Consider the following 22482-nt stretch of genomic DNA (forward strand, 5'->3'; position numbering starts at 1 on the left):
GCGCTTCCATTGCATTGGAGACGCCCGTGCTCAACCGTAAATTCCCCAACGTTACAGACGCCCGCAAAGTCGCTGCCGACAAGCCTGTCAATGCTGCTGCACTCAGCCAAAAGATAACCGATACCTTCATCCATCAGCGCACGCCGCAATGGATCAAGGCGGCTTCTGTGGCCGATATCCGCACGTTGCGAAAGCTGTACCTCCAGCACAAGACCACCCAGGAACAGGTGAGTGCTGCAACGGCGGCCGCCGTGACGCCCCATGCGTTTGCAGACACCGCGTTTTCTGAAGCTCTGGCAGATCTGCTGCCAGACGATCATCCCTTGAGCCAGTTGCTGTGGCAGGACAAGGTATACAACCTGGAAGGCTATTCGGTGCCTCGTCTGGAGCCCGAGTACAAACTGCAGCCTGCGCTGGCGCGCCTGATGCAGAACTTTGCCAAAAATGCCACGCCGCTGGATGGCAGTGGCCTGGTTGCTGCGGGCAGCGACAAGGTGTTGTCGGGTGACCTTGAGGCCTTTATCGCAACGTGCCGCCAGCTGGACGTGGGCGCCCGCTACCAGACCCAGCTGGACAGCGTCTTTGAGCGAAACGCAGCCCTGCTCATGGAAGACAAGCTGGCAGGCTTCACGTTGGCCGTGCACATGGCGTTCCTGAAAGGCACCATCAAGGCTGACGTCAGGGATGCCTTGATGGCGAGTGCCAGTGGCTCTGCAGTGGCGAATGGCGACACCACTCCGGCCGCTGCCGTGCCTGCCCTGCCAGGCGATACGCCAGTACTCACAGCCTATCCTGGCCTGATGTCGATGCTGGGCGTACGTGTGCATGAAGCCTTGTTTGTCCAGCTCCGCGGCGGCGAAGACCAGGATGACGGCATTGTCGTCTACTTGCCCGGTCAGCCAGAGCCGTTGCGCTGGTTCGCTTCCAAGTTGGACTGGGTCAAGGAAATGGCCGGTGCACTCAAGCACAGCGACCGGCTCGCGGCGTTCATTCAGTTGATCGCCCTGGAGGACCGTGCGGCCTTCTTCAGTACCTTGCAATCGCGGCTCAAGGACGCTGTGCCAGACCTGGAAGTGGAGGGCGATACCCATCATGACCCCGTTTTCAAACGTTGGGTCGACCAGCAGATCGAGCGTGTCAAGGCAGATGCCCGGCTGCTTCTGGTGCCGACCGCCGATGCCGATGCCAAGGCCAGCCGCGAACGCCTTGAGGCCTGGGCTTCGCTGGGGTGGGGACTGGCCAGCCTGGCCGGGTTCTTCATACCGGTGGTCGGGGCGTTGTTGCTCGCACACCTGGTGACGCATGTCTGCAAAGAGGTGTTCGAAGGCGTCGAGGACTGGGCAAAGGGGCATGATCATGACGCGCTGCAGCACGTGCTGAACGTTGCTGAGACGGTAGCGGCAGTCGCCGTCACTACGGCAGTGGCGGCAGGGGTTGGCGCTGCTGTCGGAGCGTTCGCACGCAGTACTTTTGTCGATGGCCTCGAGCCTGTAGGCGTCGGGCCGAATACCCAGCGTTTGTGGAACGAAGACCTGACGGCTTACCGGACCTCGGGGCAGGGGGCCAGGCTGGAGGATGACGGCCTCTACCACGACGGAACGCGGCGCCTGCTGCGTGTGGATGAGCACTATTACGAGGTTCGTCAGGTTGAGGAGCAGGGGCCCTGGCGCCTCCAGCATCCGTTGCGAGCCAACGCTTATGGCCCCGTGGTCGAAAGTAACGGTGAGCGCTTCTGGCGAGTGCGTGGTGAGCTGCCGCAGGCCTGGGACGATGAAGCCAAGCTGCTCGATCGGCTTTGGCCTCAGGCGCATCCGCTCGATCCCCTGCAAGCGCAGCGCGTGCTGCAAGCCGCCTGCAGTGATGCCGATGAGTTGCGTGGCATTGCCATGGAAAACCGCGCCCTGCCAGCCAACTTGCGCGATACCTTGCGACGTTTCGAGGCCGACGAACGTGTCGAACGCTTTTTCGGCAAACATCCCGATGCCATGCGTTTCGAGGACCCGGTGTTGCTTGATTGGTGCAAGCAGCGCCCGGAGTTCTCCGGGATGGAAGGCGAGCGTTTGCAGGTTGCGCTCGAGGAACACGCCAGCCGCCTGCGTTCGGCGCTGTTCAGGCATCTGACCGAGGTCGAGCCCTCCACCGATCAGGCTGCGCAGGTGATCGTGCGTGATTTTGCCGGTTTGCCGCCTGACTATGTCAGTGAACTGGTGGCCACGCTGAGTGCCTCTGAGCGGGAGGTGATCGAGCTGCGGCGGCGGTTGCCGTTGAGCGTGGCGCAAAGAGCCCGTTCATTGTTGCAACTGGCCAGGCTCAACCGGGCCCAGCAAGGCCTGATGTTGCGCAATGGCTACGTCGACGGGGCAGGTGAGCTGGCATTGCACCTGTTCGCGCGGGTTGACCATTGGCCGTTGAAGACGCGATTGGAACTTAGGGAAAACTCTTCATCGGGGCGATTGCTGGCGGTGCTCAACCCGCAATCGCCCGAAGCGACCCAGCACATCCTGGTGCATCGCGACGGGCAATTCGGCCTCTATGATCATCGTGGCCTGGCGCTGGAGGCACAACCCACAGAACCGGATGACTTCTTCCAGGCCGTCTATTGCCTGCTGGAGCCCGCGCAGCGCGAACGCCTTGACCTTGGCCAGGAGAATCCGGCCGATGCCTTGCGCCAATTGGTGTTGAGCAAACTGCCAGGCGAACGTCAGCGGCTGATGGCCCTGCTGGGGCAGGTTGAAAGCAAAGGCTGGTTCAACCCGGGCCAACGGCTGCCCGATGGTCGTGTCGGCTACCCGCTCGGTGGCGGCATTTCGAACCAGCGAGGGGCTTATCTGGAACTGCGGCGTCGACTGACGGCGCTTTACCAGGGCGACTCTCCTGAGCGGATCCAGGAACACATGGAGAGAGTGCTGGATGCCGAGGATCCGTTCGACCAGCTGGTTTTCGAAGAGCAGAACCTGCAAATGCTCGAGAGCCGTCTGAACCAATGGGTTTCTGCTGCGCCAGAGCCTGAGCTGGCTGCGCGCCAGCAGCTGTCGCAGCGGCTGCGCGCGGCCTGGCGCAGGCAACTGGATATTGATCTGGAGCATCAGGCCTTCGACGGGCGCATCCTGGATTTGAGTGGTTGCCAGGTAACCGCACTGCCTGAACTGACCCGAGGGATCGATTTCCACTTCGTCACTTCCCTGGTCATGGTCAATACGCCGCTGCAGGAAGTGCCAGAATCGTTCTTCAGCTGCTTTGTCGGGCTGCAACGGCTCAATCTGTCGAGAAACAACCTGCAGGTGTTACCTGTAGGCATCCGTCAGCTGGCTCAGTTGCAGCGGCTGCAACTGTCCTACAACCGGATCAGGTGGAATGACGCGGCGACCAGTAGCCTGGGGCAACTTCACAACCTCATCTCACTGAATTTGAACTTCAACCCGCTGCGCACAATGGCGCTGCGTTTTGCTCAGGTGCCGGCCCTGCGGCAGCTGCTGCTGATGCATTGTGGTCTGCTGGAGTGGCCTGAAGGGTTGGAGCAGTGCGGGCAACTTCGCATCGTCAACCTGAACGCCAATGTACTGACCGGCATTCCTGATGCGATCTTGCAGATGCCGTATGAGTTTCGTGCGGCCATCCAGCTGGAGCGCAATGCCATTCAGCGTACGCGTCTTGAGCTTCTTTACGCGCGCCCGGCGCATCTGATGCATGGCCCGAACGTGGTGGCAAACCTGGAACCCTCTGCCAAGGCGCTGTGGGTCACAGGCGAGCACGCAGCAGCGCGCAGTGCTCGTTGGGATCGTCTGTTTCCAGCCCACGCTGATGCTGAGCAACAAGACAGTATCTTGCACATTCTGAGCGCGCTGCGCGAAAGTGCCGACTTCCGCAACAGCACCTATCGAGCGGTGCTTACCAGCCAGGTATGGAGCGTGCTCGATGCCATGGATGCCGATGCACAACTGGCGCTGGAGCTGCATTCGATTGCTGACGATCCGGTCACCTGCGCAGACAGCGTTGCCGAGCGTTTCGCCGACCTGCAACTGCGGGTGCTGGTCGCCAACGCTGAACGTGCGGCGCCAGGCCAGCGTGACGAGCTGCTGAAGCTCGGTACAGGGCTGTTTCGCCTGGAAACGCTCGAGGCCTTCATTCATCAAGATATCGAGCAGCGCCTGAAGTTGACGCCTGAGCTGGATCAGATTGAAGCCAGGCTGTACTACATCGTCAATCTGGCAGCGGATCTGCAACTTCCCGGCCAGCCCGCCTCGATGAGGTTCGAGACCATCAGCGGCGGAACCTCGGCCCAGCTGGCGAAAGCGCGCGCCTATGTGAGCGCGGCCGAAACCGTCGAGGCCAAGGCCCGTTTCCTCAGTGAGCAGACATTCTGGAGCACCTGGCTGCAGTCGCAGTATCCAGACGAGTTTGCGACAGTAACCGATGAGTTCGACATGCTTGGGACTGAGCTGGATGAGGCGCGCGAAAACCTCACTGATAAGCAATACAAGGCGCGGTGGGACGCGTTGGCAGCCGATCGGGTTGCCCGTCTTTCGCGGCTGAAGATACTGCTGACCACGCAAGTACTGGAAACCGGCCAAACCAGTCATCCAGATTGACGGCTTAGGCCATTGCCGCCGTGCTTTAGCGGCGCGAACATCGTCGGACCGATGGTTCAACTCCAAAAACAAGAAACCAGGAGTCCGACGATGCGCGAATACGCCGAGGCCGCTCGTGCGTTCGACCATGCCCAGGCCGCCGCTGCGGCGCTGCATGGCGAGCTCACTGCCCTCAATGCCTGTGTCGAATGCTGTGACCGTCATGCCGGTGCTGGCAAGCTGGCGCTGATCTGCGAAGACCGTGATGGCAACACTGCCCACTACAGTTTCGACCAGCTCAAGACTCAGGCCGCCCGCTTCGCTAATGTACTCAAGGCGCAGGGTGTGCAGCCAGGTGATCGGGTGGCCGGCCTGATGCCACGCACTGCCGAATTGCTGATAACGATTCTTGCCACCTGGCGCCTGGGGGCGGTGTACCAGCCGCTGTTCACCGCCTTTGGCCCCCGGGCCATCGAGCATCGCCTGGAACAGTCCCACGCCCGTGTAGTGATCACCGACGCGCAGAACCGCGCCAAGCTTGACGATGTGAACGGTTGCCCGACGATCATCACGGTCAAGGCACGCGAGGGCGAACTGGATTTCCAGCAGTGCCTGGACGCGGCGGCCGACGGGTGTGAGCCGGTGATGCGCAGCGGGGACGACCCGTTCCTGCTGATGTTCACCTCGGGTACGACAGGCCCGGCCAAGCCGCTGGAGGTGCCGTTGCGCGCCATCGTCGCCTTCCAGGGCTACATGCGCGATGCCATCGACCTGCGCCCCGAGGACAACTTCTGGAACCTGGCCGACCCGGGCTGGGCCTATGGCCTGTACTACGCAGTTACCGGGCCGCTGGCGCTGGGCCATGCCACCACCTTCTACGATGGCCCGTTCAGCGTCGACAGCTGTGCGCGGGTGATTGGCAAGTTGGGCATCACCAACCTGGCGGGTTCACCCACGGCGTACCGTTTGCTGATCGCTGCTGGCAAAGACTTCTCGGCACCGATCAAAGGCCGTCTGCGGGTCGTCAGCAGTGCCGGCGAGCCCCTGAACCCCGAAGTGATCCGCTGGTTCGCCGACGAACTGGGGGTGACCATCCATGATCATTACGGCCAGACCGAACTGGGCATGGTGCTGTGCAACCACCACGGCCTGCAGCACCCCGTGCACCTGGGCTCGGCTGGCTTTGCCATCCCTGGCCACCGCATCGTGGTGCTGGGCGAGCAGGGCAATGAGTTGCCAGCGGGCCAGCCGGGTATCCTCGCGGTCGATCGTGAGCAGTCGCCACTGTGCTGGTTTGCTGGCTACCACGGCTTACCGACCAAGGCCTTTGTCGGCAAGTACTACCTGAGTGGCGACACTGTCGAACTGAACCAGGACGGCAGTATCAGTTTCGTTGGCCGCAGCGATGATGTGATCACCACCTCCGGTTACCGCGTGGGTCCATTCGACGTGGAAAGCGCGCTGATCGAGCACCCTGCGGTGATCGAAGCGGCGGTGATCGGCAAACCGGACCCCGAACGCACCGAACTGATCAAGGCCTTCGTCGTATTGGCCAACGGTTACCAGGGCAGCGCCGAGCTGGAGGAAACCCTGCGTCAGCACGTGCGCCAGCGCCTTTACGCGCATGCCTACCCCCGAGAAATCGAATTCGTCAGCGAACTGCCCAAAACCCCGAGCGGCAAGCTGCAACGCTTCATCCTGCGCAATCAGGAAGTCGCCAAACAACACGCGCAACAGGCCACCCCTGCCAGCGCCTGAAAAGGAACCGGATCATGCAGATAGCCAACAAACACTTCATCGTCAGCGGCGCGGCCTCCGGGCTTGGCGCTGCCACCGCACAGATGCTGGTAGAGGCCGGTGCCAAGGTCATGCTGGTCGACCTCAATGCCCAGGCCGTCGAGGCCAGGGCGCGTGAACTGGGCGATAACGCCCACTTCGCGGTGGCCGACATCAGCGACGAGCTGGCAGCCCAGGCGGCAGTCGAAGCGGCTGTCAGCGCCTTTGGCAGCCTGCATGGGTTGGTCAACTGCGCCGGCATCGTCGGTGCCGAGAAGGTGTTGGGCAAGCAAGGCCCGCACGGCCTGGCCAGTTTCGCCAAGGTGATCAACGTCAACCTGATCGGCAGCTTCAATTTGCTGCGCCTGGCCGCCGCAGCCATGGCCGAAGGGCAGGCCGATGAGGGCGGTGAGCGTGGAGTGATCATCAATACCGCCTCCATCGCCGCCTACGACGGCCAGATCGGCCAGGCCGCCTACGCGGCCTCCAAGGGCGCCATTGCCAGCCTGACCTTGCCAGCCGCGCGCGAATTGGCGCGGTTCGGTATCCGTGTGATGACCATCGCCCCGGGCATCTTCGAAACGCCGATGATGGCCGGCATGACCGATGAAGTGCGTGCCTCGCTGTCGGCTGGCGTACCGTTTCCGCCGCGCCTGGGCCGTCCGCAGGAATACGCTGCGCTGGCCCGCCACATCATCGAGAACAGCATGCTCAACGGCGAGGTGATCCGCCTCGACGGCGCACTGCGCATGGCTGCCAAGTAAGGAGACCGATCATGACCCTCGCCAATGACCCAATTGTTATCGTCAGCGCCGTGCGCACGCCCATGGGCGGCCTGCAGGGTGACCTCAAGAGCCTGAGCGCGCCGCAGCTGGGCAGCGCCGCCATCCGTGGTGCAGTGGCGCGTGCAGGCATCGATGCCACCAGCGTCGAGCAAGTGCTGTTCGGCTGCGTGCTGCCCGCCGGCCTGGGCCAGGCACCGGCGCGCCAGGCGGCGCTAGGTGCCGGGCTGGACAAGCACACCACCTGCACTACCCTGAACAAGATGTGCGGCTCGGGCATGCAGGCGGCGATCATGGCCCATGACCTGCTGCTGGCCGGTAGCGCCGACGTAGTCGTGGCCGGTGGCATGGAAAGCATGACCAACGCGCCCTACCTGCTGGACAAGGCCCGTGGCGGTTACCGCATGGGCCACGGCAAGATCATCGACCACATGTTCATGGATGGCCTGGAAGACGCCTACGACAAGGGGCGTCTGATGGGGACCTTCGCCGAAGATTGCGCTCAGGCCAATGCCTTCAGCCGTGAAGCCCAGGACCAATTCGCCATCGCCTCGCTGACCCGCGCCCAGGATGCTATCAAGGGCGGCCGCTTTGCCGCCGAGATCGTGCCGGTGGAGGTCACCGAGGGCAAGGAGAAACGTGTCATCAAGGATGACGAACAACCGCCCAAGGCGCGCCTGGACAAGATCCCGCAGCTCAAGCCGGCCTTCCGCGAAGGTGGCACGGTGACGGCCGCCAACTCCAGCTCCATCTCCGACGGTGCTGCAGCACTGGTGCTGATGCGTCGCTCCGAAGCTGACAAGCGTGGCCTCAAGCCGCTGGCGGTGATCCACGGCCACGCCGCCTTCGCCGACACCCCGGCACTGTTCCCGACCGCGCCGATCGGTGCCATCGACAAGCTGATGAAGCGTACCGGCTGGAGCCTGGGCGAAGTCGACTTGTTCGAGATCAACGAAGCGTTTGCCGTAGTGACGCTGGCGGCCATGAAGCACCTCGACCTGCCGCATGACAAGGTCAACATCCACGGCGGCGCCTGCGCCCTGGGCCACCCGATCGGAGCCTCGGGCGCGCGCATCCTGGTGACTCTGCTGTCGGCCCTGCGCCAGAACAACCTGCGTCGCGGCGTGGCAGCCATCTGCATCGGCGGCGGCGAGGCCACGGCCATGGCCGTCGAATGCCTGTACTGAGGTGAACCATGCTGGTAACTGACGAGCAACAACAGATCGCTGATGCGGTACGTGCCTTTGCCCAGGAGCGCCTGAAGCCATTCGCCGAGCAATGGGACAAGGAACACCGCTTCCCGAAAGAGGCCATCGCGGAAATGGCCGAACTCGGCCTGTTCGGCATGCTGGTGCCGGAGCAGTGGGGCGGCAGTGACACCGGTTACGTGGCTTATGCCATGGCGCTGGAAGAGATCGCTGCGGGTGATGGCGCTTGTTCGACCATCATGAGCGTGCACAACTCGGTGGGCTGTGTGCCGATCCTGCGCTTCGGCAACGAGCAGCAGAAGGAGCAGTTCCTCACGCCACTGGCCATGGGCTCGATGCTCGGGGCGTTCGCCCTCACCGAGCCGCAGGCCGGTTCCGACGCCAGCAGCCTGAAGGCCCGCGCACGGCTTGAGGGGGAGCACTATGTGCTCACGGGCAGCAAGCAGTTCATCACTTCGGGGCAGAATGCCGGTGTGGTGATCGTCTTCGCCGTGACCGACCCGGATGCCGGCAAGCGTGGCATCAGCGCCTTCATCGTCCCTACCGATTCACCGGGTTACCAGGTGGCGAGGGTCGAAGACAAGCTTGGCCAGCATGCCTCCGACACCTGCCAGATCGTCTTCGACAATGTGCGTGTGCCGGTGGCCAACCGCCTGGGCGCGGAAGGCGAGGGCTACAAGATCGCCCTGGCCAACCTCGAAGGTGGTCGTATCGGTATCGCTTCGCAGGCGGTGGGCATGGCCCGTGCGGCCTTCGAAGTGGCACGCGACTACGCCAACGAGCGCCAGAGCTTCGGCAAGCCGCTGATCGAACACCAGGCCGTGGCCTTCCGCCTGGCCGACATGGCGACCAAGATTGCCGTGGCTCGGCAGATGGTGCTGCATGCCGCCGCACTGCGAGATGCCGGGCGGCCGGCGCTGGTGGAAGCGTCGATGGCCAAGCTTTTTGCCTCGGAAATGGCCGAAAAGGTCTGTTCGGATGCCTTGCAGACCCTGGGCGGATATGGCTATCTGAGCGACTTCCCGCTGGAGCGGATCTACCGCGACGTTCGGGTTTGCCAGATCTACGAAGGCACCAGCGACATTCAGCGCATGGTCATTGCGCGTAATCTTTGAAGGAGCAGACTGCATGGCATTCGAAACCATCCTGTTGGATATCCACGGCAAGGTTGGCCTGATCACCCTTAACCGCCCGCAGGCGTTGAACGCACTGAACGCGCAGATCGTCAGCGAGATCAACCAGGCCCTGGACCAGCTCGAGCGTGACCCGAACATCGGCTGCGTGGTGCTGACAGGTTCCGCCAAGGCTTTTGCCGCTGGCGCCGACATCAAGGAAATGGCCGAGCTGCAATATCCGCAGATCTACGTCGAGGACCTGTTCAGCGATTCGGACCGCATCGCCAACCGTCGCAAGCCGATCATTGCTGCAGTGTCCGGCTTTGCCTTGGGTGGCGGCTGTGAGCTGGCGATGATGTGCGACTTCATCCTGGCAGCCGACAACGCCAAGTTCGGCCAGCCGGAGATCAATCTCGGCGTGCTGCCGGGCATGGGCGGCACCCAACGCCTGACCCGCGCGGTGGGCAAGGCCAAGGCTATGGAGCTGTGCCTGACCGGGCGCCTGATGGGCGCGGAGGAAGCTGAACGCGCTGGCCTGGTGGCGCGCATCGTGCCGCAGGCCGAACTGGTGGAGGAGGCGCTGAAGGTGGCGGCGACCATCGCCAGCAAGTCGATCCCGGTCAGCATGATGGTCAAGGAAAGCGTCAACCGTGCCTTTGAGGTCACGCTCAGTGAAGGCGTGCGCTTCGAGCGTCGGGTTTTCCATGCCGCGTTTGCCACCGAAGACCAGAAAGAGGGCATGGCGGCCTTCATCGCCAAGCGCGAGGCGCAGTTCAAGGATCGTTGAGTCTTTGTGCATGCCTTGAGAGGTTCGTCGTCCTGTTAGATCGAGCGCCGCCCCCGCGGCGCATCGCAGGCGGCGCTTGATCTAACAGGCGCTGCAAATGTTGTGGCACCCACCGACCAGCGGATTCTGCACAATAGAAGCAAATTCGCACCCAATTGCAGTTGCTCCACGCGACGTGGCGCCTTAGACTGCCGCCCCCTGTAAAAGAGTGCCGGTTGGCGCTTGAAGAATTCCGCTGCCGATGTCAAGGCGTCGGCGGCACCTGAATCGCCCAAATGCACATTTTTTCATAGAGAAATCGATGACCAAGGAACAGTTGCTGGCCATGTCGGCCGATGACTACATGAACGCTGACCAGCTGGCTTTCTTTGCTGGCCTGCTACAGGCGATGAAAGTCGAAACCCATGAACGCATCGAGCTGAGCCGCGCCACCATCGAAGGCCTGGACACTCCGTCCGACCCTGCCGACGTGGCTTCGGTCGAGGAAGAGCGCAGCTGGCTGGTGAATGCCATCGACCGCGACCAGCGCTTGCTGCCGCAACTGGAAATGGCCCTGGACCGTATCTCCGACGAGAGCTTCGGCTGGTGCGATGACAGTGGTGAGCCGATCGGCCTGAAGCGTCTGCTGATCAGCCCGACCACCAAGTACTGCATCGAAGCCCAGGAGCGCCACGAGCAGCTCGATCGGCACCAGCGCCAGGTCTGACCCGCGCAGTGTGCAAAGCCCCACGGAGCAATCCCTGGGGCTTTTTGCGTTTCGTGCGTGAAGGGCTTGCACTGTTTGTTGCTCAGGATGCAACACTGCTGTACCGGTATGCGCTGTTACACGGCAGTCGCTGGGCGTATCATGGCCTTATCGTTAGGGTGCTATCTAAGTGCCGGAGGTCGAGATGAACAGCCGAGTCGATGTCGCCGTGATGATCGGTTCAGGTGTGCCAGCAGGCTTGCAGGCACTGGGCAAGCGCGTCTGTTGGGTAGTCCTGGTCAATGGCGAGCGCCGTGGCACAGCGTTCGCCACCCGTCGCGAGGCCGTGGAATGCCAGGCTGCCTGGTTGCAGCTCATGCAGGATGGCCACGCTGCCTGAGCGTGTTCACGCTTCCAGGCTACGGGCCAGTGCGCAGGCATCGCGGTGCAGTCGACGAAAGCCTTTGACTCTGCCAGTGGCGCTTTCGGTAATATGGAAAAACTCGACCCCTGCGGGTATGACGACGTAACGTGGCCTGTTACTGACGCATGTTAGGTAAGAAATGTTCTTTACCTCTCGACGGATTTCAGTGTTTTCGTGCATATTTATTCCCCGGTAATGCGCTGATGGATGCCTGAGCCCGTTCTGCCGAGGGGCCAGCCGTTATCTATCGCATCTTTTCTGGCGGGTTTGTTGTCAGACATTACGCTTCCCTGATAGGGAATATGCCGAAAGCCTGTTTTGAGGCTACGTCTGGCAAGCCAGAGTAAAGTTTCCTGCGAGCTGCATCGCCAGCAGGCACAGACGATTCGTGCATCACTTTATTATTCTTTTCGCCTATTGAATTGAAATGGCCGCGCCTCACCGACTCCGAGTGAGGGCGGATGTCACCGGTTTGAGGATTACTTCATTGGCAGTCAGTACACTGGATACCCACGCCTTGTTTGCCCTGGGCGATTTGCGCGGCAAGTTGGCCAAGCTATTTCAGGGCCGTTTCATCTATGTCACCGAACAGAACCCCGAAGGCCTGTACATGGCCGAAATCGACACCGAGAGCGCCTTGGTGGTCGATGACAAGCAGCGCCTGGAATTGAAGGTCGGCGATCACTTCCGCGCCGCCGTTTTGCCTAGCCGCGAAGGCGGCAAACTGGAAATGCGCTTTCGCGAAATCAAACTGAACGTTTACGGTGTGGGCGACTACGCCTTTGTTTCGGTGCCGGAAGGCGAGGGCATCGTGTTCCGCGAAGGCCAGGGTGTGATGCTGGTGTTTGCCGCGCAACAACAGGTTCAGGAAGGCCTGGGCAAGTTGCTCAAGGCGGTGACCGGCAAGGTCGCCAAGTGGCGCAAGGGCGAGCTGACCACCTTCAAGGCCAGTGAATGAGCGAAAGTGACGAAGCGCCTGGGACGCGTGCCGATTTTCATCGGCAACACCAGGCGCAAGCCATGGCCGAGGCCCAGCGCCTGCTGGCGCAACGTGAGGCGATGGGCTCGGGCTGGTTGACCTGGGTGGCAGCCCAGTTGTATCAGCTGAGCCCTCCACCTTATGCCGCGATGGTGCGGCGCGAGTTGCAGCGCCTGGCCCAGGGCTGAGCTCAGCTGTTTCAATGGCCGTGATCGCGGCCGCTGCTCACTTCTTCCGGTACGGCTTCTCTCGCCATGCGCTTGCGGAACAGCGCTGCCCTGGCCAGCAGCAGGGTAGTGACCGGTACGGTGATCGACAGCAGGATAGGAATCAGCCAGGCGTGCAGCACCGGGCTACCCTTGAGCCAGGAAAAGTAGATGATCGATGCCAGCGCCACGCACCAGGCGCCGATGGTCGACGCCAGTGCTGGCGGGTGCATGCGCTGAAAGTAGTCTTTCAGGCGCAGCAGGCCAATGGCGCCGATCAGCGCAAAGAGGCTGCCGATCAGCAGCAGGGCGGCAGTGACCAGCTCCAGCCAGAACGGCAGTTCAAGGGTTTCGGTCATTCGATCACCTCACCACGCAACAGGAACTTGGCCAGGGCGAACGAGCCGACAAAGCCGAACAGGGCAATCAGCAGTGCACCCTCGAAGTAGGTGTCACTGGCATAGCGGATCCCCAGCACCAGCATCGTCAGCATGCCCAGGATGTACAGGTAGTCCAGCGCCAGCACCCGGTCCTGGGCGGAAGGGCCGCGGAACAGCCGGATCAACGCCAGGCCCATGGCCAGGGCGAAGATGAACAGGCTGGCGAGGACTGCGTTGGCGAGCAGGCCTGTCATTCGAAGATCTCCATCAACGGGCGTTCGTAGGTGAGCTTGAAGTGCTCGATGAAGGCCGTTTCGTCGTCCAGGTCGAACACATGCAGCAGCAGTACGCTGCGGTCCAGGGCCAGCTCCGACCACACGGTGCCGGGCACCACCGTGGTGATCATCGACAGTGCCGCGAGGCCGTGGGCGTCGCGCAGGTCCAGCGGGATATGCACGAAGGCAGAGCGCGGTGGGCGTTGCCCGGCGCGCAGCACGCCAATGGCGACCAGCAGGTTGGAATGGATGACATCGATGCCGACCCGGCCAATCAGCCTTGCCACCACCCAGGGTTTGCGCACATGCGCGTGTTGCGGGCGCAACGGTGCCATCAGCAGCGGGGCCAGCACGCCAAGTGCTGCACCCAGCAACAGGTTGCCGGGGCTGAGCGACAGGTTCAACAGCAACCACAGCACGAACAATGCAGCAGACAGCAGAGGAGCGGGGAACAGTCGGCTCATGGCTGCACCTGTACGTCGAGTGTGGTCGGGCCGGGGATGGGGCGGGCGGCCATCACGGCTTCGATGTAGGTGTCCGGTGCCTGCAGGCTGGCGGCGGTATCCTGGGTGTAGCGCAGCAGCGGTTCTGCCCTGAAACTGAGGATGATGCACAGGCCGAGCAGGATCACGATCGGCAGGCACTCATAGCGGCGCAGCACGGGTGACGGGCGCTCTTCGGGTTTCCAGAAGCGCTGGATGCCGACCCGGCCGAAGGCGATCAGCGAAGCCATGCCCGACAGAATCAGCAGGGCCACCAGCACCCAAGCTGCCACCGACAGTGGTTGCTCGGTTGGCATGCCCAGGCCCTGTGGGTTGAACAGCGCGCTGATGAGGTTGAGTTTGCTGACGAACCCGGATAGCGGTGGCATGCCGATGATCAGCAGGGCGCAGGCGATGAAGCTCAGGCCGAGAAACGCCATGGTCCAGGGAATGATCTGGCCGATGACCACCTTCTGCTCGTCGTCGAGGTTGATGCCCTTGGGTGGGTGCAGCGACTCGAGCGGTGAAGGCATGGCGTCTTCTTCTTCATCCAGCGGTGCTTCGTTGGCCGAACGCGAGCGCTCGACCAGTTCGGCGAGCAGGAACAGCGCGCACAGCGCCAGGGTCGAGTTGACCAGGTAGAACAGCGCTGCGCCAGTGAGCGCGGGTTGGGCGAAACCGACCGCGCCGAGCAGGGTGCCGGCGGAAACCAGGATGCTCAGTGCGGCCATGCGCTCCAGGCGTTGCGCGGCCAGTATCGACACCGCTGCCACGGCAAGGGTCACCAGGCCACCGTAGATCAGCCATTGCCCGCCGAAATACGCCGATGCCCCTGCCTGCCCGGAGAACAGCAGGGTCCACAGGCGCAGCACGGCGTACAGACCGACCTTGGTCATGATGGCGAACAGCGCGGCGACTGGCGCACTGGCCGAGGCATAGGCGGGCACCAGCCAGAAATTCAGCGGCCAGATGCCGGCCTTGGCCAGAAAGGCCATGGCCAGGATTGCCGCGCCGGCATGCAGCAGGCCACGATCAGCTTCAGGCACCAGCGGGACCTTCAGGGCCAGGTCGGCCATGTTGAGGGTGCCGGTCACGCCATACAGCATCGCCGCACCCACCAGGAACAACGATGAGGCGAACAGGTTGATGGCAATGTAATGCAGCCCGGCCCGCACCCGCGCCCGGCCCGAGCCATGCAGCAGCAAGCCGTAGGAGGCGGCCAGCAATACCTCGAAGAACACGAACAGGTTGAACAGGTCTGCGGTGAGGAAGGCGCCATACAGGCCCATCAGCTGGATCTGGAACAACGCATGGAAGCTGGCGCCGGCGCCATCCCAACGGGCGCGGGCGAACAGCAGGGCGCTGATGCCGATGACACCCGTCAGGGTCAGCAGCAGTGCTGACAGATGATCCACCACCAGCACGATACCAAAGGGCGCGGGCCAGTTGCCCGGCAGGTAGACGCCGATCGATTCCGCCTGCCCCTGGGTACGCACCCACAGCAGCAGGCTGACTGCGATGGCCAGCCCGGTGAAGGTCGACAGCAGGTTCAGGCGTGCCTTGATCCGGCGATGCTTCTCGCCAAGCAGCAGCATCACTGCGGCAGTCAGCAGCGGCAGCAGGATGGGGGCGACGATCAGTTGACTCATGCCACTCATTCATCACGCTCCCGGCCATCCACATGGTCGGTGCCGGTCAGGCCGCGCGATGCCAGCAGCACCACCAGGAACAGTGCGGTCATGGCAAAGCTGATGACAATGGCCGTGAGTACCAGCGCCTGTGGCAGGGGGTCGGTGTAGTGCAGCAGGTCCTGGGTCACGCCATCCTTGATGATCGGCTCCTTGCCGATGAACAGGCTACCCATGCTGAAGATGAACAGGTTGACCCCATACGACAGCAGGCACAGGCCCATGATCACCTGGTAGGTCCGTGGGCGCAGGATCAACCACACCCCCGAGGCGGCCAGTACACCGATGGCGACTGCAATGACTTCTTCCATCAGGCGGCTCCTGCTTGGCTGGATTTCGATGGGCTGCCCGGGCGGTAGGCGCGCACCGACTGGTGCGCCAGGGCGGTGAGGATCAGCAGGGTCGAGCCGACCACCACGGTGAACACGCCGATGTCGAAGAACAGCGCGCTGGCCACGTGCACATCGCCGAGCAGTGGCAGGTGCAGGTGAGCGGTATGGGTGGTGAGGAATGGATAGCCGAACAGCATGGCGCCAACCCCGGTCAAGGTCGCGCAGAGCAGCCCGGTGCCCATCCAGCGCAGCGGCCGCAGGCTCATCTGCGCCTCGACCCACTGGGTGCCGGCAACCATGTACTGAAGGATGAACGCCACCGACATCACCAGGCCGGCGACAAAACCGCCGCCCGGCTGGTTATGGCCGCGCATGAACAGGTACATCGACACCAGCAGGGCGATCGGCAGCAGCAGGCGCACCAGCACTGCCGGCACCATCATGAAGCCCAGGGCGGTGTCGGTGGCATGCCGCGGGTTGATCAGGTCGGTGACCACGTCTGGCGCCAGCTGACGCTGCTGGGCCGGTAACTGCATGCTCTCTTTGGGCGGGCGGAAGCGCCGCAGCAGGGCGAACACGGTCAGCGCCACGGCCACCAGCACAGTAATCTCGCCAAGGGTATCGAAGCCGCGGAAGTCCACCAGCATCACGTTGACCACGTTGCTGCCGCCGCCTTGCGGCAGGGCGCGGCTGAGGTAGAACGACGAGATGTCGTTGGGTGTCGGCCGGGTCAGCATGGAGTAGGACAGCACGGCCATGCCACCACCGACCAGCACCGCCAGCAGCAGGTCGCGCAGGCGCCGGGCGCGGGCCCGGTCGAGGCTGCCGGGCAGCGGCGACACGCCTTCGATACGCCGCGGCAGCCAGCGCAGGCCGAGCAGGATCAGCACCGTGGTGACCACCTCGACCACCAGTTGGGTCAGGGCCAGGTCAGGGGCGGAGAACCAGACAAAGGTAATGCAGGTCATCAGGCCGCAGACGCCGACCATGATCAGCGCGGCCAGGCGATGGTACTTGGCCTGGTAGGCCGCACCGATGGCGCAGGCGATAGCGATCAGCCACAGCGCGACGAACACCCCGGAACCCGGAATCTTCGGCCGGTCACCCCAGCTAAGGCCGCTGTACAGCATCGGCGTGAGGCCGGCGATGAAGGCTGCCAGCACCAGCATGAACAGTTGCGACTGCAGGCGGCGGCTGGTCAGCATGCGCTCGATGCGCCGCGCCAGCAGCATCAGCCAGACCTGACCGTGTTCGAACAGGCGCTTGCCGTTGAAGCGCTCGATCAGCGGCGGATTCGGGAAGCGCCCACGGCGCAGCTGGTTGCGCAGCAGCAGGTAAAGCACGATACCGCCGCTCATGGCCACCAGGCTCATGATCAGTGGGGCATTCCAGCCGTGCCAGATGGCCAGGCTGTATTCTGGCAGCGTGCCACCCACCACCGGCAGTGCAGCGGCGGCCAGCAGTGGGCCGACCGACTGGGCCGGGAAGATACCCACCACCAGGCAGGCGAGTACCAGCAGTTCCACTGGTGCGCGCATCCAGCGGGGTGGTTCGTGGGGCGTGTGCGGCAGGTCCTCTGCCTTAGGCCCGAAGAACACGTCGACGGTGAAGCGCAGGGCATAGGCGACGCTGAAGGTCCCGGCGAGGGTGGCAATCACCGGAAGGGTCGCTTCGACCCAGGCGGTGGAGCTGATGAACACGGTTTCGGCAAAGAACATTTCCTTGGACAGGAAACCGTTCATCAACGGCACGCCGGCCATCGAGGCGCTGGCCACCATGGCCAGGGTCGCGGTGTAGGGCACCAGGCGAATCAGGCCGCTCAGGCGGCGGATGTCACGGGTACCGCTTTCATGGTCGATGATGCCGGCGGCCATGAACAGCGAGGCCTTGAAGGTGGCGTGGTTGAGAATGTGGAAGACGGCGGCGACTGCGGCCAGCGGGCTGTTGAGGCCCAGCAGCAGGGTGATCAGGCCCAGATGGCTGATGGTCGAATAGGCCAGCAGGCCCTTGAGGTCGTTCTGGAACATCGCGGCGAAGGCGCCCAGCAACAGGGTGATGGCACCCGCGCCGCCAACGATCCAGAACCACTCTTCACTGCCCGATAGCACCGGCCAGAGGCGCGCCAGCAGGAACACGCCGGCCTTGACCATGGTCGCCGAGTGCAGGTAGGCGGAAACCGGAGTGGGTGCCGCCATGGCATGGGGCAGCCAGAACTGGAAGGGGAATTGCGCACTCTTGCTCAATGCGCCGATCAGGATAAGGGGCAGCAGCACCGGGTACAGGGCGTGCTGGCGGATGGTTTCGCCGGCAGCCAGGACCTTGTCCAGGTCGTAGCTGCCGACCACATGGCCGAGCAGCAGGGCCCCGACCAGCAGGCATAAGCCCCCGGCCCCCGTGACCATCAAGGCCATGTAGGCGCCGCGGCGGGCGTCGGCGCGGTGATGCCAGTAACCGATCAGCAAGAACGAGAACAGGCTGGTCAGTTCCCAGAAGAACACCAGCTGGATCAGGTTGCCGGAGATCACCAGCCCGAGCATGGCGCCCATGAACGCCAGGAAGAAGGCGAAGAAGCGCGGTACCGGGTCCTGCGGCGACATGTAATAGCGCGCATACAGTGACACCAGGGTGCCGATGCCCAGAACCAGCAATGAGAACAGCCAGGCGAAACCGTCCATACGCAGGACCAGGTTCAGGCCCAGGCTGGGCAGCCACAGCAGTTCTTCGCGGATCACGCCGCCATTGGCAATCTGTGGGTACAGCAGTGCTACCTGAACGGTGCCGACCAGGGCCACGAGCCCGGCAAGGATGGACTCGGCATTACGTGCGTTGTGCGGCAGCGCAGCTGCCAGGCAACTGCCCACGAACGGCAGAAGCAGTAGCACTATCAATGACATAGCGTTCTATTCTGGAAAGGTTTGCAAGGATCATACGTGCCGGGCCGTTGATCACCAACACGCAAGCTGTCGCAGAATCCTACAAAAGCGCTGTGACAAGCTGTTTTTTTATAACAGTTTTTTACAGAGCATAGACGCTGCCGGGCACTTTACAGGCCGGCTTCGGTTTTGCGGGGGGCTGGCGCTTCGAGCATTTCGCTGGTTTCACGGTTGCGCCGGATCTTCAGCTCGCTGACCACCACGGCGATGACGATCAGCAACGCGCCGATCAGTGCGATGCCTGGCAGGCGCTCGCCGGCAATGCGCCCGACGACGCCGGCCCATACCGGCTCGCCCGCGTAGATCAGCGTGGCGCGGGTGGGGGAAACCGACTTCTGCGCCCAGTTCATCGCCACCTGGATCACCGCGCTCATGGCGCCCAGCCCCAGCGCGCTGAGCAACAGCAACCAGGAAAAATCCGGGAGACGCTCCTGGGTCGGCACGATCATCAGGAACGCCAGCAGCGAAGCGGTCGCCAACTGCACCACGGTGACCCGGCGCACATCGACCTGGCCGGCGAAGCGGCTGATCAGGATGATCTCGGCGGCGATGGCCACGGCACTCACCAGGGTGACCACTTCACCTTCGCTGAAATGCAATACGCCGCCTTCGGGGCCGGCCAGCAGCATCAGGCCGACGAACGCCAGGCAAATGCCGATGCTCGGCATCAGCCCTGGGCGACGGCCCAGCACCAGCCACTGCAGCAATGGTACGAACGGGACATACAGCGCCGTGATGAATGCCGACTGGCTGCTGCTGATGGTTTGCAGGCCCATGGTCTGCAGGCCGTAGCCCAGCATGATCGACACGCCGATCAGCACGCCGGCTTTCAGTTCGGTGAAGGTCAGGCCGGGCAATGCACGCGCCGAAGCCATGCCGACGAACAGCGCCGCCGCGGCGAAGCGCAGGCCGACGAAGAACATCGGGCCGCTTACGGTCATGACGTTGTGTACCAGCAGGAAGGTACCGCCCCACAGCATGGTGATGAACACCAGCACCATTTCCGCCTTGCTCAGGCGAAAAGTTACCGCGGTCTGTGGGCTGCTGGTCGGTTGGTTCATGGTCTTGCGCACTCGGAGGGGGCGGCGCACAATTGCCGCAAAGTGGGCAGTATACTGCGCAATCCGTACAAGTGAGCAATATAGTGCACAAAGATTCCGCGCACCGTGCATCGGTGCTGCAGCATGTCAGCCTCAATGTCCGCAGCTTGCGCAACGCGGCCGGGTTGAGCCAGAGCGCACTGGCCGAACGCTCCGGGGTCAGCCGGAGGATGCTGGTGGCGATCGAGGCAGGCGAGAAGAATGTCAGCCTGACCACCCTCGACCTGATTGCCGAAGCGCTCGGGGTCGCGTTCAGCACCCTGATCCAGGCCCCGGATCAGCGCGACCCCAGCCGCATCGACGAGCTTGCCTGGACCGGCGAGCACCCGCAGAGCAAGGCTGTGCTGCTGGCCAGCAGCAGTGCCCGGCGCGAAGTGGAAATCTGGGAGTGGACCCTCGCGCCTGGCGAGTGCTACACCAGCGAAGCCGATGCCGAGGGCTGGAGCGAGCAGATCTACGTGGCCGAAGGCCAGTTGACGCTGATTATCGAAGGCGCCGAGCACTGCCTGCAGGTCGGGCAGTTCCATGTGTTCCCCAGCAACTGCCGCTATGCCTACCGCAATGATGGGGCAGTGCCCGTGCGCTTCGTGCGTAATGTGGTGATCTGACAGTTTTCAGGGTCAGCCCTTGAGCAGTTCGTCGGTCTTTACCACCTTGGCATAGGCGAACGCCAATGCAGCCATGGCCGAGTCGTGCACATGGGCGGCCGGTACCTGCTTGCCATCGAACTCCAGCGGCAAGGTGGCGCAGGCATCGTGTGCCACGGTGACGTCGAAGCCGAAGTCGGCAGCGGCGCGCGAAGCGGCGTCGATGCACATGTGGCTCATGCTGCCGACGATGGTCACGGCCTTGACCTGATGCTGGTCCAGCGTCTGCTTCAAGTCAGTACCGAGAAACGCGTTGACCTTATGCTTGAGCACTACCGGCTCGCCCGCCGCAGGCGCGACCTTCTCATGGATGGCCGCGCCCGGGGAGCCCGGCGCGAAGAAGGGGGCATCGGCACTCTCGAACTCATGCTTCACATGAACCACCAGGTCGCCCTTGTCGCGTGCCGCAGCGAGCAGGCGTGCGGCGTTGTCAGCTGCCTTGTCGGCACCGTCAAGGGTCCATTTGCCGCCCGGGAAGTAGTCGTTCTGGATGTCGATGATGATCAGGGCCTGCTTGCTCATGCTGCCTCCTGTGGCAGTAGTCGTTGGATGACGATAGTTATAGGCTGTGGGCATCGACTTGAGGATTGGCGCGATCGACACAATGACGGCAAAAACTGACAGCCCCGGCAGCCTGGCGATCGGCCTGCTGCACTACCCGGGCGCGCAACGTGCGGCGTTGCATGGTCTGAGCGACCTGTTCAGCGTGGCCAATCGCGTGGCCACCGAGCTGGGCGCCGCCGGGTTGCCGCAGATCCGCGTCAGCCACTGGCAGGTTGACGAGGCAGGGCAATTGCAGCTCATTGAGGATAGCCTTGGCGCAGGGTGCCAACCGCTACGTGTGCTGATCATTCCACCGAGCCTGGAGTCGACCCCGTCGGCAGGTCTGCTCGAACGCTACCGCCAGCCCTTGTGCCAGTGGCATGGCCAGGGCACGGTGCTGGCATCGGTGTGCATCGGCGTGTTCTTCATCGCCGCCAGTGGCCTGCTCGATGGCCGGGCGGCCAGTACTCACTGGAACTACGCGCAAACCCTTGCCGAGCGTTACCCCAAGGTCCATGTGCAGGCCAACCAGCCGCTGCTGGATGATGGTGACATCGTGACTTCCGCTGGCCTGATGGCCTGGACCGAACTGGGGTTGCGCCTGCTGGAGCGCTATCTTGGTACATCGGTGGCCTGGGAGACTGCCCGCTACATGTCCGTCGAGCCGGTCAGCAGGCCTGTGCCGGGGGCGCTGTTCAGTCCGCGCCTTGATCATGGCGACGAGGCGGTGCTGAGGGTTCAGCACTGGTTGCAGGCAGCGGGTGCGCAAGATGTCGACCTCGCCGGCATGGCAATCTGTGCCGGGCTGGAGGCACGCACCTTCCTCAGGCGCTTCCGCGCAGCCACCGGCCTGAAGCCCACCGAGTACTGCCAGCAGGTGAGGGTGGGGCGCGCCTGCCGGATGCTGGAGTTCACCCGGCGCACGGTCGAGCAGATTGCCTGGGGCGTGGGGTATCAGGACCCGGGGGCGTTTCGCAAGGTGTTTCAACGCATCACTGGGCTGACACCTAGCGAGTACCGGCAGCGCCTGGCCTTGCCCGGCTCAGGGTAGATGCGGCCCCGGCCCCTCACCAGCCAGATGGTCCTGGCGATTGCGCAGCGGGCATTCCTTGAGTGACATGCAACCGCAGCCGATGCAGCCATCGAGCTGGTCGCGCAGCCTGACCATTTCGTCGATCCTGTGGTTCAGGTCCTCGCGCCAGCGCGCTGAGAGGTGCCGCCAGTCTTCGGCGGTCGGAGTGTGGTCGTTGGGCAGTGCGGCCAGGGCCGAGGCGATCTCGGCCAGCGCAATGCCCAGGCGCTGGGCCATCTTGATCACTGCGACCCGGCGCAGCATTGCCCTTGGGTAGCGCCGCTGGTTCCCCGCATTGCGGGTGCTCTGGATCAGGCCCTTGGTTTCATAGAAGTGCAGCGCAGTCACCGCCACGCCGCTGCGAGCAGCCAATTGGCCGACGCTGAGCAGCTTTTCCGTGGCAGCAGGTACTTTGTTGGGCATGGGAAAAACGCTTGACCTTGAGTTAACTGGAGGTTTTACCCTGCTGTCCATTCCCAAGCAAGTGGTTGCAGCAAGGA

General features: G+C 63.2%; 21 protein-coding genes. 12 read left to right on the top strand and 9 right to left on the bottom strand.

The window, feature by feature from the left end; translation table 11 throughout:
* The first annotated feature begins 14 nt into the window (after window positions 1–14).
* The 10 genes from ABE528_RS19250 (at window position 15) to ABE528_RS19295 (ending at window position 12512) form a co-directional block, all read left to right on the top strand.
* Entirely contained in the window at window positions 15–4589 is a 4575-nt protein-coding gene (locus ABE528_RS19250) for an NEL-type E3 ubiquitin ligase domain-containing protein (RefSeq protein ID WP_346653795.1), read from the top strand.
* 90 nt (window positions 4590–4679) lie between these two features.
* The gene (locus ABE528_RS19255; protein WP_346653796.1) at window positions 4680–6326 is read left to right on the top strand and encodes an acyl-CoA synthetase; all 1647 of its coding nucleotides are present in this window, start codon (window positions 4680–4682) and stop codon (window positions 6324–6326) included.
* 14 nt (window positions 6327–6340) lie between these two features.
* Entirely contained in the window at window positions 6341–7108 is a 768-nt protein-coding gene (locus ABE528_RS19260) for an SDR family NAD(P)-dependent oxidoreductase (protein WP_346653797.1), read from the top strand.
* Between the two features lie 11 nt (window positions 7109–7119).
* A complete protein-coding gene (locus ABE528_RS19265) occupies window positions 7120–8313 on the top strand; it encodes an acetyl-CoA C-acyltransferase (protein ID WP_346653798.1) in 1194 nt (397 codons plus the stop codon).
* A gap of 8 nt (window positions 8314–8321) precedes the next feature.
* Entirely contained in the window at window positions 8322–9449 is a 1128-nt protein-coding gene (locus ABE528_RS19270; protein ID WP_152958656.1) for an acyl-CoA dehydrogenase, read from the top strand.
* A 13-nt stretch (window positions 9450–9462) separates the two neighbouring features.
* Window positions 9463–10236 carry an enoyl-CoA hydratase gene (locus ABE528_RS19275; RefSeq protein WP_152958658.1) on the top strand — a complete coding sequence of 258 codons (774 nt, stop codon included), beginning with the start codon at window positions 9463–9465 and terminating at the stop codon, window positions 10234–10236.
* Window positions 10237–10537: 301 nt separating this feature from the next.
* Complete coding sequence (locus ABE528_RS19280; protein ID WP_027919101.1) at window positions 10538–10942, top strand: TraR/DksA C4-type zinc finger protein; 405 nt, start codon at window positions 10538–10540, stop codon at window positions 10940–10942.
* 184 nt (window positions 10943–11126) lie between these two features.
* Window positions 11127–11321, top strand: a complete 195-nt coding sequence (locus ABE528_RS19285) for a hypothetical protein (protein ID WP_152958660.1) — start codon at window positions 11127–11129, stop codon at window positions 11319–11321.
* A 511-nt stretch (window positions 11322–11832) separates the two neighbouring features.
* Window positions 11833–12303, top strand: a complete 471-nt coding sequence (locus ABE528_RS19290) for a hypothetical protein (protein WP_085673022.1) — start codon at window positions 11833–11835, stop codon at window positions 12301–12303.
* Window positions 12300–12512: a hypothetical protein gene (locus tag ABE528_RS19295; protein WP_152958662.1), complete on the top strand. Its 213-nt coding sequence runs from the start codon at window positions 12300–12302 to the stop codon at window positions 12510–12512. Before ABE528_RS19290 ends, ABE528_RS19295 begins: the two co-directional genes overlap by 4 nt.
* An 11-nt stretch (window positions 12513–12523) precedes the next feature.
* Here ABE528_RS19295 and ABE528_RS19300 read toward each other — a convergent pair whose 3' ends face one another.
* From ABE528_RS19300 to ABE528_RS19330, 7 genes are all read right to left on the bottom strand, one after another.
* Window positions 12524–12889 carry a Na+/H+ antiporter subunit G gene (locus ABE528_RS19300; protein ID WP_152958663.1) on the bottom strand — a complete coding sequence of 122 codons (366 nt, stop codon included), beginning with the start codon at window positions 12887–12889 and terminating at the stop codon, window positions 12524–12526.
* Window positions 12886–13164: a K+/H+ antiporter subunit F gene (locus tag ABE528_RS19305; RefSeq protein ID WP_103446664.1), complete on the bottom strand. Its 279-nt coding sequence runs from the start codon at window positions 13162–13164 to the stop codon at window positions 12886–12888. Before ABE528_RS19305 ends, ABE528_RS19300 begins: the two co-directional genes overlap by 4 nt.
* On the bottom strand, window positions 13161–13649 hold the full coding sequence (locus ABE528_RS19310; protein WP_152958665.1) for a Na+/H+ antiporter subunit E: 489 nt from the start codon (window positions 13647–13649) through the stop codon (window positions 13161–13163). The genes ABE528_RS19305 and ABE528_RS19310 overlap by 4 nt, the downstream gene beginning before the upstream one ends.
* Complete coding sequence (locus tag ABE528_RS19315) at window positions 13646–15325, bottom strand: monovalent cation/H+ antiporter subunit D (RefSeq protein WP_152958667.1); 1680 nt, start codon at window positions 15323–15325, stop codon at window positions 13646–13648. Before ABE528_RS19315 ends, ABE528_RS19310 begins: the two co-directional genes overlap by 4 nt.
* Window positions 15322–15666, bottom strand: a complete 345-nt coding sequence (locus ABE528_RS19320; protein ID WP_003250128.1) for a Na+/H+ antiporter subunit C — start codon at window positions 15664–15666, stop codon at window positions 15322–15324. Before ABE528_RS19320 ends, ABE528_RS19315 begins: the two co-directional genes overlap by 4 nt.
* Window positions 15666–18581 (bottom strand): monovalent cation/H+ antiporter subunit A, encoded by a 2916-nt coding sequence (locus ABE528_RS19325; RefSeq protein ID WP_346653799.1) that lies wholly within the window; start codon window positions 18579–18581, stop codon window positions 15666–15668. Before ABE528_RS19325 ends, ABE528_RS19320 begins: the two co-directional genes overlap by 1 nt.
* Window positions 18582–18730: 149 nt before the next feature.
* On the bottom strand, window positions 18731–19681 hold the full coding sequence (locus tag ABE528_RS19330; protein WP_152958671.1) for a DMT family transporter: 951 nt from the start codon (window positions 19679–19681) through the stop codon (window positions 18731–18733).
* An 83-nt stretch (window positions 19682–19764) separates the two neighbouring features.
* Here ABE528_RS19330 and ABE528_RS19335 point away from each other — a divergent pair, with 83 nt between their 5' ends.
* A complete protein-coding gene (locus ABE528_RS19335; protein WP_346653800.1) occupies window positions 19765–20328 on the top strand; it encodes an XRE family transcriptional regulator in 564 nt (187 codons plus the stop codon).
* A gap of 12 nt (window positions 20329–20340) precedes the next feature.
* Here the strand turns inward: ABE528_RS19335 and ABE528_RS19340 are convergent, their stop codons facing one another.
* Complete coding sequence (locus ABE528_RS19340) at window positions 20341–20889, bottom strand: cysteine hydrolase family protein (RefSeq protein ID WP_346653801.1); 549 nt, start codon at window positions 20887–20889, stop codon at window positions 20341–20343.
* Window positions 20890–20971: 82 nt separating this feature from the next.
* Here ABE528_RS19340 and ABE528_RS19345 point away from each other — a divergent pair, with 82 nt between their 5' ends.
* Window positions 20972–21961, top strand: a complete 990-nt coding sequence (locus tag ABE528_RS19345) for a helix-turn-helix domain-containing protein (protein WP_346653802.1) — start codon at window positions 20972–20974, stop codon at window positions 21959–21961.
* Here ABE528_RS19345 and soxR read toward each other — a convergent pair.
* Complete coding sequence (gene soxR, locus ABE528_RS19350; RefSeq protein WP_346653803.1) at window positions 21953–22405, bottom strand: redox-sensitive transcriptional activator SoxR; 453 nt, start codon at window positions 22403–22405, stop codon at window positions 21953–21955. The two genes, ABE528_RS19345 and soxR, sit on opposite strands and share 9 nt — an antisense overlap.
* Between the last annotated feature and the right edge of the window lie 77 nt (window positions 22406–22482).

It is taken from the genome of Pseudomonas sp. TWI628 (assembly GCF_039673865.1).
Lineage (GTDB): Bacteria > Pseudomonadota > Gammaproteobacteria > Pseudomonadales > Pseudomonadaceae > Aquipseudomonas.

Coding starts and splice junctions, on each gene's coding strand:
- ABE528_RS19255 (WP_346653796.1), top strand. CDS start 4,680: ATGCGCGAATACGCCGAGGCCGCTCGTGCGTTCGACCATGCCCAGGCC.
- ABE528_RS19260 (WP_346653797.1), top strand. CDS start 6,341: ATGCAGATAGCCAACAAACACTTCATCGTCAGCGGCGCGGCCTCCGGG.
- ABE528_RS19265 (WP_346653798.1), top strand. CDS start 7,120: ATGACCCTCGCCAATGACCCAATTGTTATCGTCAGCGCCGTGCGCACG.
- ABE528_RS19270 (WP_152958656.1), top strand. CDS start 8,322: ATGCTGGTAACTGACGAGCAACAACAGATCGCTGATGCGGTACGTGCC.
- ABE528_RS19275 (WP_152958658.1), top strand. CDS start 9,463: ATGGCATTCGAAACCATCCTGTTGGATATCCACGGCAAGGTTGGCCTG.
- ABE528_RS19280 (WP_027919101.1), top strand. CDS start 10,538: ATGACCAAGGAACAGTTGCTGGCCATGTCGGCCGATGACTACATGAAC.
- ABE528_RS19285 (WP_152958660.1), top strand. CDS start 11,127: ATGAACAGCCGAGTCGATGTCGCCGTGATGATCGGTTCAGGTGTGCCA.
- ABE528_RS19295 (WP_152958662.1), top strand. CDS start 12,300: ATGAGCGAAAGTGACGAAGCGCCTGGGACGCGTGCCGATTTTCATCGG.
- ABE528_RS19300 (WP_152958663.1), bottom strand. CDS start 12,889: ATGACCGAAACCCTTGAACTGCCGTTCTGGCTGGAGCTGGTCACTGCC.
- ABE528_RS19305 (WP_103446664.1), bottom strand. CDS start 13,164: ATGACAGGCCTGCTCGCCAACGCAGTCCTCGCCAGCCTGTTCATCTTC.
- ABE528_RS19310 (WP_152958665.1), bottom strand. CDS start 13,649: ATGAGCCGACTGTTCCCCGCTCCTCTGCTGTCTGCTGCATTGTTCGTG.
- ABE528_RS19315 (WP_152958667.1), bottom strand. CDS start 15,325: ATGAGTGGCATGAGTCAACTGATCGTCGCCCCCATCCTGCTGCCGCTG.
- ABE528_RS19320 (WP_003250128.1), bottom strand. CDS start 15,666: ATGGAAGAAGTCATTGCAGTCGCCATCGGTGTACTGGCCGCCTCGGGG.
- ABE528_RS19325 (WP_346653799.1), bottom strand. CDS start 18,581: ATGTCATTGATAGTGCTACTGCTTCTGCCGTTCGTGGGCAGTTGCCTG.
- ABE528_RS19330 (WP_152958671.1), bottom strand. CDS start 19,681: ATGAACCAACCGACCAGCAGCCCACAGACCGCGGTAACTTTTCGCCTG.
- ABE528_RS19340 (WP_346653801.1), bottom strand. CDS start 20,889: ATGAGCAAGCAGGCCCTGATCATCATCGACATCCAGAACGACTACTTC.
- ABE528_RS19345 (WP_346653802.1), top strand. CDS start 20,972: ATGACGGCAAAAACTGACAGCCCCGGCAGCCTGGCGATCGGCCTGCTG.
- soxR (WP_346653803.1), bottom strand. CDS start 22,405: ATGCCCAACAAAGTACCTGCTGCCACGGAAAAGCTGCTCAGCGTCGGC.